The organism is Armatimonadota bacterium (assembly GCA_031081585.1).
Lineage (GTDB): Bacteria > Sysuimicrobiota > Sysuimicrobiia > Sysuimicrobiales > Humicultoraceae > Geohabitans > Geohabitans tengchongensis.
On sequence record JAVHLY010000011.1, the window covers coordinates 40,166 to 56,475 of the forward strand.

At 75.7% G+C, this 16,310-nt stretch carries 14 protein-coding genes and 1 tRNA gene; 2 read left to right on the top strand and 13 right to left on the bottom strand.

Annotated elements, in window-relative coordinates:
* Positions 1-256: 256 nt before the first annotated feature.
* Both RB146_06055 and RB146_06060 read left to right on the top strand, forming a co-directional pair.
* Positions 257-577: a DUF5658 family protein gene (locus RB146_06055; GenBank protein ID MDQ7828542.1), complete on the top strand. Its 321-nt coding sequence runs from the start codon at positions 257-259 to the stop codon at positions 575-577.
* A gap of 1 nt (position 578) precedes the next feature.
* A complete protein-coding gene (locus tag RB146_06060; protein ID MDQ7828543.1) occupies positions 579-1,562 on the top strand; it encodes a Gfo/Idh/MocA family oxidoreductase in 984 nt (327 codons plus the stop codon).
* Between the two features lie 74 nt (positions 1,563-1,636).
* Here RB146_06060 and RB146_06065 read toward each other — a convergent pair whose 3' ends face one another.
* From RB146_06065 to RB146_06125, 13 genes are all read right to left on the bottom strand, one after another.
* Entirely contained in the window at positions 1,637-2,008 is a 372-nt protein-coding gene (locus RB146_06065; protein ID MDQ7828544.1) for an STAS domain-containing protein, read from the bottom strand.
* A 58-nt stretch (positions 2,009-2,066) separates the two neighbouring features.
* Positions 2,067-3,746, bottom strand: coding sequence for a SpoIIE family protein phosphatase (locus RB146_06070; GenBank protein ID MDQ7828545.1), 1,680 nt, complete (start codon positions 3,744-3,746; stop codon positions 2,067-2,069).
* A gap of 196 nt (positions 3,747-3,942) precedes the next feature.
* Positions 3,943-4,455 (bottom strand): hypothetical protein, encoded by a 513-nt coding sequence (locus RB146_06075; protein ID MDQ7828546.1) that lies wholly within the window; start codon positions 4,453-4,455, stop codon positions 3,943-3,945.
* Between the two features lie 157 nt (positions 4,456-4,612).
* Positions 4,613-4,691 (bottom strand) — tRNA-Pro (locus RB146_06080).
* Positions 4,692-4,737: 46 nt separating this feature from the next.
* Positions 4,738-6,003, bottom strand: a complete 1,266-nt coding sequence (locus RB146_06085) for a S1 RNA-binding domain-containing protein (protein MDQ7828547.1) — start codon at positions 6,001-6,003, stop codon at positions 4,738-4,740.
* A gap of 253 nt (positions 6,004-6,256) precedes the next feature.
* Positions 6,257-7,315 (bottom strand): histone deacetylase, encoded by a 1,059-nt coding sequence (locus RB146_06090; protein ID MDQ7828548.1) that lies wholly within the window; start codon positions 7,313-7,315, stop codon positions 6,257-6,259.
* Positions 7,312-8,013, bottom strand: coding sequence for a ribulose-phosphate 3-epimerase (gene rpe / locus RB146_06095; protein MDQ7828549.1), 702 nt, complete (start codon positions 8,011-8,013; stop codon positions 7,312-7,314). Before rpe ends, RB146_06090 begins: the two co-directional genes overlap by 4 nt.
* Positions 8,010-10,040: a Stk1 family PASTA domain-containing Ser/Thr kinase gene (gene pknB / locus RB146_06100; protein ID MDQ7828550.1), complete on the bottom strand. Its 2,031-nt coding sequence runs from the start codon at positions 10,038-10,040 to the stop codon at positions 8,010-8,012. Before pknB ends, rpe begins: the two co-directional genes overlap by 4 nt.
* Before the next feature lie 128 nt (positions 10,041-10,168).
* Positions 10,169-12,868, bottom strand: a complete 2,700-nt coding sequence (locus RB146_06105; GenBank protein ID MDQ7828551.1) for an FtsW/RodA/SpoVE family cell cycle protein — start codon at positions 12,866-12,868, stop codon at positions 10,169-10,171.
* A 5-nt stretch (positions 12,869-12,873) separates the two neighbouring features.
* Positions 12,874-13,401: an FHA domain-containing protein gene (locus tag RB146_06110; protein MDQ7828552.1), complete on the bottom strand. Its 528-nt coding sequence runs from the start codon at positions 13,399-13,401 to the stop codon at positions 12,874-12,876.
* 100 nt (positions 13,402-13,501) lie between these two features.
* The gene (locus tag RB146_06115; protein MDQ7828553.1) at positions 13,502-14,305 is read right to left on the bottom strand and encodes a DUF3662 and FHA domain-containing protein; all 804 of its coding nucleotides are present in this window, start codon (positions 14,303-14,305) and stop codon (positions 13,502-13,504) included.
* A gap of 10 nt (positions 14,306-14,315) precedes the next feature.
* Entirely contained in the window at positions 14,316-15,620 is a 1,305-nt protein-coding gene (rsmB, locus tag RB146_06120) for a 16S rRNA (cytosine(967)-C(5))-methyltransferase RsmB (GenBank protein ID MDQ7828554.1), read from the bottom strand.
* Positions 15,617-16,309: a zinc metallopeptidase gene (locus RB146_06125; protein ID MDQ7828555.1), complete on the bottom strand. Its 693-nt coding sequence runs from the start codon at positions 16,307-16,309 to the stop codon at positions 15,617-15,619. Before RB146_06125 ends, rsmB begins: the two co-directional genes overlap by 4 nt.
* Position 16,310: the final 1 nt, after the last annotated feature.

Here is a 16,310-nt window from a genome sequence, read left to right on the forward strand (position 1 = left end):
GATCGGGACGCTCCTCTCAGGATCCGGCGCTGTGTGAATCCGGCCCTGCTAGGTTCGGGGGCGGGCCGGCCGCTCCCTGGCCGCTGCGGTTCCCCGACCGCTGTGCGCGGCTCCAGCCAGGCGCGGCCACAGGCAGCTGCGGCACCACCTCCGCCTCCATCCGACGCATCCGCGGATCCGTCGAAGGGCAGAAGGGATGGCCGGCACGCCCGGGAAAAGCTAACCTCGGCTTCCCCAATCAGAGTCGAGGGTGGCGATGGCGCGGCCGGAGATCCTGCGCCGGATCTGGCGCTGGTACTGGGCGTTGCTCCTGGCGAACGCACTCGACCTGCTCTTCACCTACACGGCGGTCGAGCGCGGCGTCGAGGAGGCCAACGTCCTGCTGCGGCCCATCCTGCTCACCCCCTGGCCGGCCGTGGCCAAGTTCACGGCGCTCGGCCTGCTGGCCGGTGGGCTGCTCCTGCTGGTCTGGCAGGGCGGCCGGGCGGGGCGCGTGCTGGTGATGGTGCGGGCCACAGCGCTCGTCTACCTGCTGGTCGTCGGCTTCCACCTCCTGGGCCTGCTCCTCACGACGTAGCGTGACCCTGCGCTGGGGCATCCTCAGCACCGCACGCATCGGGGTGCGCCGGGTGATCCCGGCCATTCTGCGCACCCCGCGCTGCGCCGTCGTGGCCGTGGCCAGCCGCGACCCGACCCGGGCCCGCGAGGTGGCCGACCGCTTCGCCATCCCCCGGGTCCACGCCGGCTACCAGGCCCTCCTCGACGACCCCGAGGTGGACGCTGTCTACAACCCGCTCCCCAACAGCCTCCACGCCCCCTGGACGACCCGGGCCCTCGACGCCGGCAAGCACGTCCTGTGCGAGAAGCCGCTCGCCCTCGACGCCCGGGAGGCCCAGGCGATGGCCGACGCGGCGCGGACAGCGAGACGGGTCCTGCTGGAGGCCTTCATGTACCGCTTCCACCCGCAGGTGGAGCGGATGGTCGCGCTGGTGCGCGAGGGCGCCGTCGGCCGGCCGTGGCTGGTGCGGGCGGCCTTCACCTTCACCGTGCACAGCCCCGACGACATCCGGCTGCGCGCCGACCTGGGCGGCGGCGGGCTCATGGACGTGGGGTGCTACGGGGTGAACGCGAGCCGCCTAGTGCTGGGCGAGCCGGTGTGGGCCCGGGCGGCGGCGCAGGTGGAGGGCGACGTGGACGTGCGCCTGGCCGCCCTGCTGGGCTTCCCGGGTGGCGCGGCGGCCCAGGTGGACTGCGGGCTGCGCGCACCCTACCGCCAGAGTGTGGAGGTCGTCGGGGAGGAGGGCACGATCACGCTGGCGCGCCCCTTCCAGCCGGAAGAAGAGCCCACGGTGGTCCACCTGCGCCGAGGCGACGAGGGGATGCCCATCGAGATTTCGGGGACCAACCAGTACGTGCGCATGGTCGAGCACTTCACCGCCTGCGCGCTCGACGGCCTTCCCCCGCGCTTCCCTCCGGAGGAGGCCGTCCAGAACATGCGGGCGATCGACCTGATCCGTGCAGCGGCGGGGCTGGGAGCGCCGGGACGCGGCCCGGCGCCGTGAGACTCCCGCTGCGGGCGGTCGCCAGTCCCCCGCGGCCAGCTGGATAGGAGGTAACGGCCGACCGTAGTGGCGCGCTATCGGTCAGGGAACTGGTGGTGGACCGAGCCGAGGGCCGCCTGGACCGACTCGTAGATGGGCATGAGCTCGACTACGCCGGCGATCTCCAGGATGCGCCGGGCCGACTCGCCGCGCGGGGCGACGACCATCAGGCGCTGCCGGGTAGTGGCCAGCCGCTCGGCAAAGCGCAGGAGCGCGTGCACGCCCTTGCTGTCGAAGTAGGCCGTCCCGGCCAGCGAGACGATGACGCCGTGGCGGTCGGTGCGGGCGGCCCGCTCCAGGACTCGCTCGAACTCCCGCACGTTGGTCAGGTCGAGGTCGCCGCGCACCTCCACCAGGGGAATCCCCTCGACGAACGTGCTGGTAAACCCTCCCTGCACGGCGGGCATCCCGCTCACCCCCTGCGCGGTCTTCCACCCCTCCAGGTACCTTCCGACCCTCCCTCCGTCAAGGGTCCGCAGGACGGGCGCCCGCGCCCGTGAGCGCGATGTCGACCCGCACCGTCGTGCCGGTCTCCCCCCGCTCGATGGTGACGCGGTCCGCCAGTGCCCGCATCAAGGCAAGCCCCCGACCGCGGCCCTCCTCGCGGGGCGTGCGCCATCGCCCCACGTCCCGCACCTCCACGGTCAAGAGCCCCTCGGCCAGGGACGCACGCAGGTGGATGGGCCCGCCCGCCGGGCCGTAGGCGTGCTCGATGATGTTGCTCACCGCCTCCGAGACGGCCACCTGCACCCCCAACATCTGCCGCCGGTCCAGCCCGGCCTCGGCGGCCAGCCGGCTGACGGCCTGCCGGGCGATGCGGACGGCGGACGGCTTGGCCGGGAGGGTGAGGCGGAGGCCGTCGAGGACGATGGGCTGCACGCGCAGGACGACCACCGCGACGTCGTCGCGCGCCTCCTCGTGACGGAGGAGGGCGTGCTGGATGGCCGCAGCGGCCTGCCCGCCGGGTGCGCGCGCCTGGTCGCCGACCACCCCCATCAGCCGCCGCAGCCCCTCGGTGAGGTTGCGCGTGGCCTCCACCAGCCCGTCAGTGTAGAGCACGAGGAGCTCCCCGGGGGCGAGCGTCACCGTGGTGTCGGCGTACCCCTCCGCGCACCAGATGCCGAGCGGCGGTCCCCCGTGCGGGAGGACCTCGACGCGGCCGTCTGGCCGCCCGAGCAGCGGGGGAGGATGGCCGGCCGTGGCATAGGTGAAGGCCAGGGTCACGGGGTCGAAGATCGCGAAGATGGCCGAGGCCATCTCCTCCTGTCCATCGAGCTGCAGGAGGTGGCTGACCCGGTTGAGCACCGCAGCGGGAGAGGCCCCCTCCAACGCCGCGACGCGCAGGGCCGGGCGCACCTGCCCCATGGCCACCGCGGCGCGGAGCCCGCGGCCGGCGACGTCCCCCAGGGAGAGGGCGAGGCGCCCGTCCGGGAGGCGGAAGGCGTCGTACCAGTCTCCGCCCACCTCGGCCTCGCGGGTGGCCGGACGGTAGGAGGCGGAGAGCTCCACGCCGGGGACGATGGGCAGGTCCCGCGGGAGCGAGGCCCGCTGCATCGTCGCCGCGATGCGGTGCTCGCGGGCGAAGAGCGCGGCCTGCTCCACGGCAGCGGCGCACTGCCTGGCCAGGATCTCGAACGGCGGCAGGTCGGCCTCGCCGTAGTGGCGTCCCGACCCCGCGGCGGCGAAGACCAGCGCCCCCAGGACTCGCTCGCGGCCCAGCAGGGGGAGGATCACGCCCGAGGTGAGGCCGAACGCGCGCAGCGCCGCCAGGTGCGCCTCGTCCAGGGCGACGGCGCGCAGGACCGCCTCGCCGACGGACGGCAGGACGACGGGGCGCGCCGTGCGGATCGCCTCCGCCACCGGGTGCACTCCCGGCAGGGCGTCCAGGGGGATGGTGGTCTGGAGGGCGCGCGCCAGCCGTCGGTGCGCCGGATCGGCGTAGGCGCCGGCCACGGGGCGCAGGGTGCCCCGCTCCCCCAGGCGGTAGGCGACGGCGATGTCCGCCAGCGCGGGGACGGCGGTCCGTACCAGGCGCCGCAACGCCTCGACCGGGTGACGGGCTTCGGCGATGAGCGCGCCGGCGCGCGCGACCAGCGTCAGTCGGGCCTGCGCGGCCTCCGCCACGTCGCGCGCGGCCTCCGCCATGCCGCGCCCGGCCTCCGCCTCCTGCAGCCCCTGATCCGCGCTCCCGTGCGGCCCGGCGGGCGGACGGCCGGGCGCTGCGGGCTGCGGCGCTCCCGGGCGGCCCGCGTCGCCCGGGTCTCGGGCCGGGAGGCCCGTCGGAGCGTCCCGGCCGGGATCGGCGCGGGTCGTCACGTCCCGGGTGCAGCGGCGGGGCCGGTCACCGCGGGCGGAAGACGCCGACCGCCTGGGCCGTCAGCCCGTTCTGCGTCGCGCCGACGAAGACCACGAGCCCGCGCGGGTCCCAGCGCACCTCGGCGGGCTGCGGCCCGGCGCTGCTGGTGTACACCCCGAAGGTGCGCAGGAAGTCGGCGAGCGGGCCGCCGGCCTTGTGTCCGCCCGGCTCGGTGGTGAAGCGCGGGTCGTCGGTCAGCACCATCACCACGGTGCCCGGCGTGTCCAGGCCGATCCGCTGGTACCGGTCCAGGACGCAGACCCCCACGCTCGCCTCGGGGTTGCAGAACCCGTGCACGTCCGCCGCTTCCAGCGGCTCGACGCGGCCGTACTGGTCCATCAGGGGGCGGGCCTGATCGATCGGCATGCCCACCTGGAACGGTCCGATGGCCTGACCGGGGAGGATGGTGCTCGGCGCCTGGGCGGCGACGGGCAGCCACGCGGGCGCGGCCAGGACGACGGCGACGGGGGCCAGGAGGACGAGCAGGGGGATGCGCATGGGCGGGCTCCTCTCTCCGGGTCATCAGGCCGACCCAGTGGGTCCACTATAGCGCCTGGGAGCGGACCCTGGGCAGACTTCCACTATAGCGCCTGGGAGCGGACCCTGGGCAGAGAAGGAGGAGCCGGACGCAGATCCTGCGGATCCGCGTTGAGGGTGGTCGGGGAGGGGGGATTTGAACCCCCGGCCTCAGCGTCCCGAACGCTGCGCGCTACACCAAGCTGCGCCACTCCCCGGACGACACTTCATTGTACCACGGCCGGGGAGTCGCGGGCCGAGAGCCTAGCGCTCCTCCCCGGGCTCGTCCGGCGGCTCGTGCGGCCCGGAGGCCGCTTCGTGCTCGGAGGCCGGCTCCACGCCCCCGCGCCCGCCCGCGCGCGGGGAGACGACCTGGCGCAGCAGGTTGCCGGCGATGTCGCCGATCGTCACCCGGCCCTCGTCCTGCTGCTGCATGTACTCCTTGACCCGCCGGCGCTCGCGCTCCCGGGCGGCGCGGCGCAGGCTGGCGATCATGCGCCGCTCCTCCGGCCGGATCTCGATGATCACCGCCTCCACCGTCTGTCCCGGCTGCACCGCGTCCTCCACCTTGGCCACCCGGCGCTCCGCCAGCTCCGAGATGGGGATGAAGGCGTCGACGTCGCGCAGCCGCATGAAAGCCCCGGACGCCACCAGGCGCACGATCTTGCCGCGCACCGTCTCGCCGACGTAGTGCTTGCCTAGGACCTCCTGCCAGGGGTCGTCCAGCACCTGCTTCAGCCCCAGTGAGATCTTGCCCGCCTCCCGGTCCACGCGCAGGACCATCAGGCGCAGGTGCTGGTTGCGGCGCACCACCTCGGAGGGGTGCTTGATGTAGGTCCAGGCCATCTCGCTGATGGGCAGGAGCGCGTCCACCCCGCCCAGGTCGACGAAGGCGCCGAAGTCGGTGATGCGCTTCACCGTCCCCTCGACGATCTGCCCCTCCTCCAGCGTCTGCAGCAGCTCCTCCTTGCGGCGGCGGCGCTCCTCCTCCACGGCCAGGCGGTGGGAGAGGATCACCCGGCCCTTGCCGCGCTCCACCTCGATGACCTTGAGGGGGATGGACTGGCCGACGAACCACTCGAAGCGGCGCCCCTTCGCCTGGCTGAGGTCGACGTGCGAGCCGGGCACGAAGCCGCGCAGGCCCAGGTCGACCACCAGCCCCCCCTTGACCTTGTCCACCACCATGGCGTGGATGATGCGCCCGCTCTGGTGCGCCTCGATGACCCGCTCCCAGGCGCGGTGGAAGTCGGCCCGCCGCTTGCTCAGGATGATGTTGCCCTCGTCGCCCTCGACGCGCATCACCATGACGTCGATGGCGTCGCCGACGCTGACCTCCTCGAGCCCCTCCCCGCGCCGCGAGAGCTCCTTGGGCGGGATGATCCCCTCCGACTTGGCGCCCACGTCCACCAGGACGCCCTCCGTGTCCACGCGCACCACGGTGCCGCGGACGATCTGACGCTCCTGCAGGTGCGGCAGGGCTCCGGCGAGGTCGACGACCTCTCCCCGGGGCTCCTCGCGCTCCTCACTCATGGTCGGCCCACCCTCCGATGTGCTGTCCAGGGACAGCCCACCCTATTCGGCATGTGTATCCAGTTTCCTCTCCCTGCCGCGGGAGGGCAAGCGCCGGGGGCGGCCGGAAGCGGCGTCCCGCCTGGGATCCGGCGCAGGACGCGCGCGGGCGGACCGGGCGCGCCGGCAGTGGCGCGCCATCGCGCTGCCCCCGGGGATCGCCAGCCCACGCGCCGCCGGAATTGTCAGGCGACGCGGGTTGCGGTGGCCGGTCTCAGATCCGCCAGTAGTTGAGCGCCACCGAACGCGCCCGACGGACGCGCTCGCGGATCACCGCGTAGGAGAGTTCGGGCGGGCGCTCCTCCGGGATCGGGGGGTCGGCGGATCGCCCGGTGAGGGCTTCCAACGTCGCCACCACACAGACTCCCAGCGCCTCCAGGGCGTACCCGCCCTCCAGGACGGCGGCCACGCCGCGGCTGCCCGCCGCCGCGTCCAGGAGCAGGGTGGCCAGGCGCCGGAACCCTCCGGCGGTCATCACCATGCCGCCGAGGGGGTCGGCGTGGTGCGGGTCGTAGCCGGCGGAGAGGAGGACCAGGTCGGGGGCGAAGGCGCGCGCCAGCGGGACGACCACCTCCTCGAAGACCAGCGCGTAGCCCTCGTCCCCGGTCTGGGGCGGGAGCGGCACGTTCAGGGTGAACCCCTCTCCGTCGCCGCTCCCCACCTCGTCCCACGCCCCCGTCCCCGGATACCACCCCTCCTGGTGGAGCGAGACGTACAGCACGGTGGGGTCCCGCTCGAAGCACTCCTGCGTGCCGTTGCCGTGGTGGACGTCCCAGTCGACCAGGAGGATGCGGCGGGCTCCCGCGCGGTCGCGCGCGGCCACGGCCGCCAGCGCGGCGTTGTTGAAGAGGCAGAACCCCATCGCCGCCGCCGGACGGGCGTGGTGGCCGGGCGGCCGCACCGCCGCGAAGGCGGCCCGCGCGTCGCCCCGCGCCACCGCCTCGGCCCCCTGCACCGCCGCTCCCGCGGCCGCCAGCGCCGCCTCCAGGGACCCCGGGCCCACGACCGTGTCGGGGTCGAGGGGCCCGCCGCCGGCGGCCACCGCCCGCTCCACCGTGCGCAGGTACCCGGGGTCGTGTACCGCCTCCAGCAGGGCGCGGTCCACCGGGACAACCTCGGGGCGCTGGAGCGCCTCGCCGAGGCCGCGGCGCTCCAGGGCGTCGAGGATCGCCCGCAGCCGGTCGGGCCGCTCCGGGTGGACGGGTCCCGGGTCGTGGCGCAGGCAGTCGGGACTCGTCAGCAGCAGGACGGGACGCGGTTCACCCGGGCTCACGGCTGCGCCAGGCCCCGCTGCGCGGCGGCACGCAGACGGGCGAGCGACGCCTCGATCCCGCCTTCGCCTTCGAAGACCGCCGAGGCCGCCACCAGCAGCCGCGCCCCCGCCGCCACCGCCTGGGGGGCGGTCTCCTCGTTCACCCCGCCGTCCACGGCCAGCGTGACCGACCGCGCCCCCACCAGCGCCCGCAGGCGCCGCAGCCGCTCCAGCGTCCCCGGCAGGAAGCGCTGCCCGGCGTAGCCGGGGTTCACGCTCATCACCAGCACGCCATCCAGGTCGTCCAGCACCCAGGCCACCATCTCGAGCGGCGTGGCCGGGTTGAGGGCGGCCACCGCCTCGGCCCCGCGCTCGCGGATGGCCGCCAGCGTGCGGTGCAGGTGGGCCGTCGCCTCCACGTGCACGGCGATGCGGGCGGCCCCGGCGTCGATGAAGGCGTCGAGGTGGCGCTCGGGCTCGACCACCATCAGGTGGACGTCGAGGGGGAGGTCACTCGAGGCCCGCAGGCCGCGCATCACCACGGGGCCCATGGTGATGGGCGGGACGAAGCGCCCGTCCATGACGTCCACGTGCAGGAAGTCGGCCCCGCCCCGCTCCGCGGCGCGCGCCGCCGCGCCCAGGTGGGCGAAGTCGGCGGCAAGGACGCTGGCGGCGATGCGGATCTCGTCCGGCCCGGCCCGGTGGCGCGCCGGCTTCAGGGGCGGATCTCCTGGACCAGGCGGTTGTCGAGGTAGATCTGGATGATGGTGTAGCCGCGGCTGCGCACCAGCACGTTCACGCGCTCCCCGGCCTCGTGCTCGCGCTGGTAGGCGGTGCGCACGCCCTCCTGGTCGATGACGACGATGCGCACCCGCTGCGGCCCCGGCCCCTCCGGCACCACCACCCGCACGGCGGTGCGCTTTGTCCCCGGCGGGTCGCGCGTCGGCTGCTCCGCCCCCGGCGAGGCCTGGGTGGGGGCAGGCGTGGGCCGCCGCTCCACCGTCACCACCGGGGCCTCCGGGGGGCGTCCCTCGGCGCCCGGGCGCACGCTTACCGTCAGCACGACCTCCGCCTCGGCCGCCCGCACCTTCGTGCCGGCGGCCGGTTCCTGGTCGACCACGATCCCGGGCTCCAGGTCGGGGCTCACCGCCTGGCGCACGTGGCGCAGGATCAGCCCCAGGTCCTCCAGCCGCCGGCGCGCCTCGCGCAGCGAGCGCCCGACCAGCAGCGGCACCTCCACCAGCTCGGGGCCGCGGCTCACCACCAGGGCCACCGCCGACCCGCGCGGCACCTGCGCCCCGGGCACGGGGTCCTGGGTGATGATGAGCCCGCCCCGCACGGCGTCGCTGAAGGCCTCGTCGATCTGCCCCACGCGCAGGCGGGCGTCCTCGATGGCCAGCCGCGCCTGCAGCAGCCCCTGCCCCTGGACGTCCGGCACCGTGACGAGCTCGGGCCCCAGGCTCACCACCACCTGGACCACCCGGCCCACCTTCACGCGCTTGCCGGGCGGCTGGTCCTGGGACAGGACGGCGTCCTTCGGGACCTCCGCGCTGTAGGCGCGTCCCTGCACTGCCAGCCCCAGCCGCGCCTCCGCGGCGCGTGCCTGCGCCTCGGGGAGCGGCAGGCCGATGAAGCGCGGGACCTCCACCTCGGCCACGTTGAAGTAGGCGCTCACCGTGCGCCAGGTCGCCCACACCCCGCCGATGAGCAGGCCCACGGTGACCACGGCCAGCATGACCACGGCGGGGGTCCAGGTGCGCCCCGCATCGGCGCGGCCGCGCAGCCGGTCGCGCCCGCGGCGCTCGCTGCGCCCGCTGCGGGGCGCCACCGCCGGGGCAGGGCGGGTGTCGCGGCGCCGGCCGCCCGTGCCCTGGGGCCGGGCGACCAGGGTGGCCTCGGCGGCTGATGCCCCCGGGGGCTCCCGCCAGAAGGCGGTCTCCCCGAGGAGGTCGGTGGCCATGGCGCGCGCCGAGGGGTAGCGGTGCTCCGGCCGCTTGGCCATCCCGCGCAGGATCACGCCCTCCAGGGACGGCGGGATGGCGGGGTTCAGGCGGCGCGGCGGCGGCGGGGCGTCGTGGATGTGGCGCAGGGCGATGGCGATGGGGCTGTCGCCGTCGAAGGGGAGCTGCCCGGTGAGCATCTCGTAGAGGACGACGGCCACGGCGTAGAGGTCGGCCGCCTGCCCGGCGGGTTGCCCCCGCGCCTGCTCCGGGGCCAGGTACTGCACCGAGCCCAGCACCGTGCCGGTCTGGGTGATGGTGACGGCCGCCAGCGCCCGGGCGATGCCGAAGTCGGCCACCTTCACCTGCCCGTCCGGCGCCAGCAGGATGTTCTGCGGCTTGATGTCCCGGTGGACGATGCCGTGGCGGTGGGCGTAGTCGAGGACCTCGCACACCTGCACGGCGATGCGCACCGCCTCGGCCGGCGCGAGCGGCCCGCGCTCGCGCAGGTAGCGCTTGAGGTCGGGCCCCTCCACGAACTCCATGGCGATGAAGTGGACGCCCTGGGCCTGCCCGCTTTCGAAGACCTGCACCATGTGCGGGTGGGAGAGCGACTGGACGGCCCGCGCCTCCCGCTGGAAGCGCTCCACGAACTCGGCGTCGGCGGCGTACTGGTCGCGCAGGACCTTCAGCGCGCAGACGAGGCCGTCGCGCAGGCGGCGGGCCCGGTAGACGGTGGCCATCCCGCCCTCGCTGATGCGCTCCTGGATCTCGTAGCCGGCGACGACGCGCCCGGTCTCGATCATCTGGGGACCACGTCCACGCCGTCCCGTGCGGTCACCGGGGGACGGCCGATAGGGTTCCAGCCCGGCGCGGGCGGCAACCTACTCGCATCATACCCTCCACGGCGCGGCGGGACACGGGGCGGACGACCCTACCGCGCGGCAGCGAGGGCCGCCCGCACCACCTGCGCCGCCACCGGGGCCGCCACCGCCCCACCGGCGCCGCCCCGCTCCACCACCACCGCCACGGCCACCCGCGGGGCCTCGGCCGGCGCGAAGGCGATGAACCAGGCGTGCGGCGCCCCGCCCGGTGCGTCGGCCGTCCCCGTCTTGCCGGCCACCACGACGCCGGGGAGCGCCGCCGCCCGCCCGGTGCCGCGGCGCACGACCTCCACCATCGCCCGGGCCACCAGGGCGGCCGTCTGCGCGTCCAGCACCCGCCGCCCTTGCGGCTGCGCCCGCCACACCACCCGCCCGTCCGGCCTGCGGCGCGCCGCCACCAGGAAGGGACGGTAGAGCACCCCGCCGTTGCCCACCGCCGCACTCACCAGGGCCATCTGGAGCGGTGAGACCAGCAGGCTCCCCTGGCCGAACGCCGCCTGCCCCACCCCCTCCCCGGCCAGCTCCCGCAGGCTGGGGAGGTGGCCGGCGGCCGCGGGCAGGTCGTAGGCCGGGGCGCGTCCCACGCCCAGCGCCGCAGCCGTCCGCCGCAGCGCCGCCCCGCCCATGGCCAGGCCGGCCCGGATGAAGTAGATGTTGCACGAGCGCCGCAGCGCCGCGTCCAGGTCGACCGTGCCGTGGCCGCGCCCGCCCAGGTCGGTGACGCGCCGGCCACGCAGGAGGATGCTCCCGGGACAGTGGACCGTGGTCTCGGGGGTGAGCGTTCCGGCCGCCAGCCCTGCGGCCATCGTCACCACCTTGAACGCGGACCCCGGCGGGTAGAGGCCCTGGGCGACGCGGTCGAGCAGCGGAGCGTCGGCCCGCTCCCGCCACCGCGGCAGGTCCGTCTCCACGGCGTTGGGGTCGAAGGCGGGGCGGCTCACCGCCGCCAGTACCGCACCGCTCTGCGGGTCGAGCACCACCACCGCCCCAGCCCGCTCGCCCAGCGCGGCGGCGGCGGCGCGCTGCACCTCGAGGTCCAGGGCGAGCACGACATCGCCGCCGCGGCGGGTGCGCGCGGGGAGCGGCACGCCCAGGGCGGCCAGCAGACCGCGCGAGGGGAGGCCGCGCAGGTGGGCGTCCTCCGCCGCCTCCACGCCCGCCTTGCCGAAGCGCAGCGAGGCGTAGCCCACCGGGTGGGCGGCGAGCGCCCCGGACGGGTAGCGGCGCCGCCGCGCCTCCCCCTCGCCCACCGTGACCGCCAGCGGGCGCATCCGCCGGTCGTAGATAGTACCGCGGGCCACCGCCCGCTCGGCCAGGAGCGGCCGGGGGTTGGCGGGGTGGGCCGCGAGCGCCGGTCCGCGCACCCCCTGCCACCACCCCAGCGCCACCGCCACGGTCACCAGCCCGCCCACCGCCACGATGCCGAGGCGCCGCAGCCGTGCGCGCAGGCGGAGGAGGCCGGGATCGCCGCCCGCACCCGCGGCCGCGCCAACGCGCAGGAGCAGCCCCACGATGACCAGGTTCACGATCATGGCGTTGCCCCCGTAGCTGACGAAGGGCAGGGGGAGGCCGGTGAGCGGCACCAGCCGCAGGATCCCGCCGAGGATCATGACGGCCTGCGCGGCCAGGACCGTGCCCAGCCCGCCGGCCAGCAGCGCCTCCAGGGCCGTCGGCGCCCGCGCCGCGGTGCGGAAGGTGCGGGCCGCCAGCAGCAGCGTGGCGCAGACCACGGCGAGCGCGCCCGCCAGCCCCAGCTCCTCCCCGATCGCCGCAAAGATCAGGTCGGTGGCCGCCGCGGGCAGGACGTCGGGGTGGCCGAGTCCCGGCCCGGTCCCGGTGATGCCGCCGCTGCCCAGGGCGATCAGCGCCTGGACCACCTGGTAGCCCAGCCCCTGCAGGTCGCTCCACGGGTCGCGCCACGCCACCAGCCGCCGCGCCACGTGGGGAAAGAGCGTGGCGAGCCCCGCGGTGGCCGCCACCAGGGCGACGAACCCTGCCAGCACCGGCAGCGTGCGCCCCGTGGCGGCGTAGACCGACGCCAGCGTCACGGTGGCCAGCAGCAGGGCCGCGCCCAGGTCGCGCTGCGCCAGGAGGAACAGGAGGGCCAGTGCGGCCACGGCACCAAGCGGGGCGGCGAACCGTGCCGGCAGCGAGGCGCCGCCGGCCAGGCGGCGCTTCTCCGAGAGGTAGGCGGCCGCGAAGAGGACGAGCAGCACCTTCACGCTCTCCGAGGGCTGCACCGTCACCGGGCCGACGCGGATCCATTGCCGGGTCCCGGCCACCTCCACCCCGAAGAGGACGGCGGCGGCCAGGAGCAGCAGCGCCGCCGCCCCGACCAGGTAGCGGTAGCGCGCCACCGCGCGCACGTCCACGGCGACCAGGACGGCCACCATCAGCGCCTGCCCGCAGACCACCCACAGGGCCTGGCGCAGCAGCAGGACGGGGTCGAGCCGGTAGATGGCGGGGAGACCCACCGCCACGAGCAGGGCCGCCAGCGGCAGGAGGAGCGGGTCGGGCCCTCCGCCGCGCTCGCTGCCGTCATCCGTGCGCACGGGCGGCGCGGTGGGCGCGCGTCCCTGACGGACGGCCAGCACCAGGTGGGGGACCAGGAACCCACTCACCGCCAGCGTGCCGATCCCCACGGGGGTCCACGGGTGCTCCGTCCCGCGGGCCAGGTGTACCAGGGTGAGGCCGGTGGCGGCGATCAGCACGGCCAGGAGAAGCAGGTGGCGTTCCTGCGCGCGTGCCACCGCCCTCACACCTCTGCGGTCGACACCTGTTGCTCGTCCGCCACCAGGCGGAAGGTGACGCGCCCGACGGTCAGGCGGTCGCCCGCCCGCAGCGCCACCGGCCCGCCGATGCGATGCCCGTTCACCAGCGTGCCGTTGCGGCTGCCCAGGTCTTCCACCCAGACGCGCCCGCTGCGCACGACACAGCGGGCGTGCGTCGTGCTGACGAAGGGGTCGGGGAGCGCGATGTCGCTGGTGGCCGCGCGGCCGATCACGAGGCCGGTTCGCAGCGGGTAGCGCCGGCCGAGCGGGGGCGTGCCCGGCGAGGCCACCACCTCGAGCAGGGCCGCACCGGGCGAGGCTGCAACCGGCCGGGCCGCCGCCTCGGGCAGCCCTGCCGGCGGCCTCTCCGGGAGTCCCGCCCCGGCGGCCGGCGCCTCGGGCGTGGCTGCTGGGGGCCGCAGGTCGCGGAGCGCGGCGCGCACGACCTGCGCCAGGAAGAGGTAGAGGAGGACCAGCAGGAGGAACCGCCCGGCCCAGACGACGAGCTCCATCACGGGCCGAGACCCGGGCGCCCGGGACCCACCGAGACCGAACACGACTGGGTCCGGACCCAGTTCATCTCGATATGGACAGTTTGACCACGATCCGGACTCAACCCTCCACGTCGCGCTCGTAGGCGACGGTGGTCTGCCCCACCACGAACCGGTCGCCCGGCTGCAGGGGGTGGCGCGTGATCCGCTCGCCCTCCACGCGCGTGCCGTTGGTGCTGCCCAGGTCGACCAGGATGTGGCCGCGCCTGTCGGGCGCGGGTTCGACGCGGGCGTGCTGGCGGGAGACCAGGGGATCGGTGAGCACCAGGTCGCACTCGGCGCGCCGCCCGATGGTCACCGTCACGCCCGGGAGGAGCAGCACCGCCATCCCGGCGTCGGGACCCGCCACCACCGCCAGGCGCGCCTGGGGCCGCGCCACCGTGAAGACCTGCGTCTCCTCCCGCTCCGGCGCGCCCGGCGACGCGCCGCGCACGTCGGGCTCGGGGCGCTGCGCCGTCGGGCCCGCCGCACCCGCGGCTGGGCGGGCGCCAGGGACCTCCTGCTCGACCCGTGTCTGCACCAGGATCTGCCCCGGAGCCACCTCGTCGCGCGGCTCCACGGTGATGGCCAGCGGCCCGGTCAGGCGGTAGCCGGCCTCGTCCAGGTGCTCGCGCAGGTAGGTGGCGAGCTCCTGGACCAGCACCTCGCGCCACGCCGCCATGGGCGCGAAGTCGCGCGGGTGCAGCGCCACCGCGTAGCGGTTGGGCGCGTAGGTGTGGTGGATGGCGTCGAAACGCCCCTCCTCGGCGGCGCGGGCCAGCCGGCGCGCCAGGTCGAGCGGGTGGACGCGGCCGCTGAAGCGCCGCGAGAAGAAGCCCTCGACCGCTTCCTCCAGCCGTTGCTCCAGCCGGGCCAGCAGGCTCACGGCGACCCTCCTATGCCGCCCTCCCCGTTCGCTCCAGCACCGCCAGGTAGAAGCCGTCGGTGTCGTCCCGGTGCGGCAGCAGGGTGCGGGTCTCCTCCACCCGGAAGGCCGGGTAGCGGCGCACGAACCCCTCCACGACCTCCGGCCCCTCTTCCGGCTCGAGGGAGCAGACCGCGTAGACCAGGCGCCCGCCCGGGCGCACCGCGCCACGGACCCCGGCCAGGAGGGCGGCCTGGCGCGCGGCCATCTCCGTCGGGGCCGAGGGGCGCAGGCGCCAGCGGATCTCCGGCCGCCGCCGCACCACGCCGGTCCCCGTGCACGGCGCGTCGAGCAGGACGCGGTCGGCCGCCCCGGCGAAGCGCCGCCCCGCCTCCCGGGCGTCCAGGTGGTGGGCCTCCACGATGTCGAGCCCCAGGCGCGCCACCTGCTGCGCCACCAGCCGCAGCCGCCCCGGCTGGACGTCGCAGGCGATGACCCGTCCGCAGTTCTCCATCAGCTCCGCCAGGTGGGTGGCCTTGCCGCCGGGCGCGGCGGCCGCGTCCAGCACCGTCTCGCCCGGACGCGGGTCGACGGCGCGCGCCACCACCATCGACCCCTCGTCCTGCATGGTGACCAGGCCGTCCCGGTAGAGGTCGAGGCGCTCGTCCAGCGGGCCGCGCACGCGCAGCGCCTCGGGGACCACCCCCGGCGCGACGGCCATGCCCCGGGCGCGCAGCCGCTCCGCCACCTCGTCGGGGGTGGCCCGCAGCCGGTTCACGCGCAGCGTGGAGGGCGGCGGGGTGTTGTTAGCCGCGCACAGCCTGGCCGTCTCCTCCCACCCCCAGCGGCGCAGCCACCGCTCCACCAGCCAGCGCGGGTGTGAGTACACGACGGCCAGGTGGCCGGCCGGGTCGGCGGCGGGGTCGGGCGGCGGCGGCTCGCCGGCGGCGGCCAGGCGCCGCAGCACGGCGTTCACCAGCCCCGCGGTCCCGCGGTGGCCGTGGCGGCGGGCCAGCTCGACGCTCGTGTCCACGGCCGCCGCGTCCGGTACCCGGTCGAGGAACCAGAGCTGGTAGAGGCCCAGGCGCAGGATCACCTGGATGGCCACGGGGAGGGTGGCGAGGCCCCGCGGCAGCACGGCGTTCAGCGCGTGGTCGAGGCGGCCGCGCTGCCGCAGCGTCCCCAGCACGACCTCGGTGATGAAGGCCCGGTCGGCGGGGGTGTGGCGCGTCCGCGCCAGGGTGTGGTGGAGGAGCGCCGTGCTGTAGGCCTGCCCGGCCTCGACGCGGCGCAGGACGGTAAAGATGGTCTCGCGGGCGTCGGCGGCGCCCGTCACTCCTCCCGCATCGCGCTCCGCAGGACCAGCAAGCGGACGAGCTGCAGCACGGCCATGGCCGCGGCGGCGACGTAGGTGAGCGCGGCGGCGTTCAGCACGGCGCGCACGCCGTCGGCCTCCTGCGGCAGGACCAACCCCTCGCCCTGCAGCACAGCCACCGCCCGGCTGCTGGCGTTGAACTCCACCGGCAGCGTCACCAGGGCGAAGAGCACGTAGCCCAGGAAGATCAGGATCCCCAGGTCCACCAGGCGCGGCGCGCCCAGGACCAGCCCGAGCAGGAAGAGGATCCAGGCGGCGGGCGTCCCCACCTGGGCCACCGGCACGATGGCCGAGCGCAGCGCCAGGGGCGCGTAGCGCTCCCGGTCCTGGAAGGCGTGCCCGGCCTCGTGGGCGGCGACGCCGGCGGCGGCCACCGACGCGCTCCCGTAGACGGCGGGGGAGAGGCGCAGCGTCTTCGTGCGCGGGTCGTAGTGGTCGGCCAGCAGGCCGTGCACCGGCTCGATCCTCACGTGGCCAAGCCCCCGTCGGCGCAGCAGCTCGGCGGCCACCTCCGCGCCGGTGAGCCCGCGCTGCAGGGGCACCTGGGCGTACCGGTTGAAGGTGCTGCTCACCTTGTACTGCGCGTACAGCGCCAGCGCGATCGCCGGCAGCAGCAAGATGTAGGTCGGGTCATAGTAGACGAACGGCATC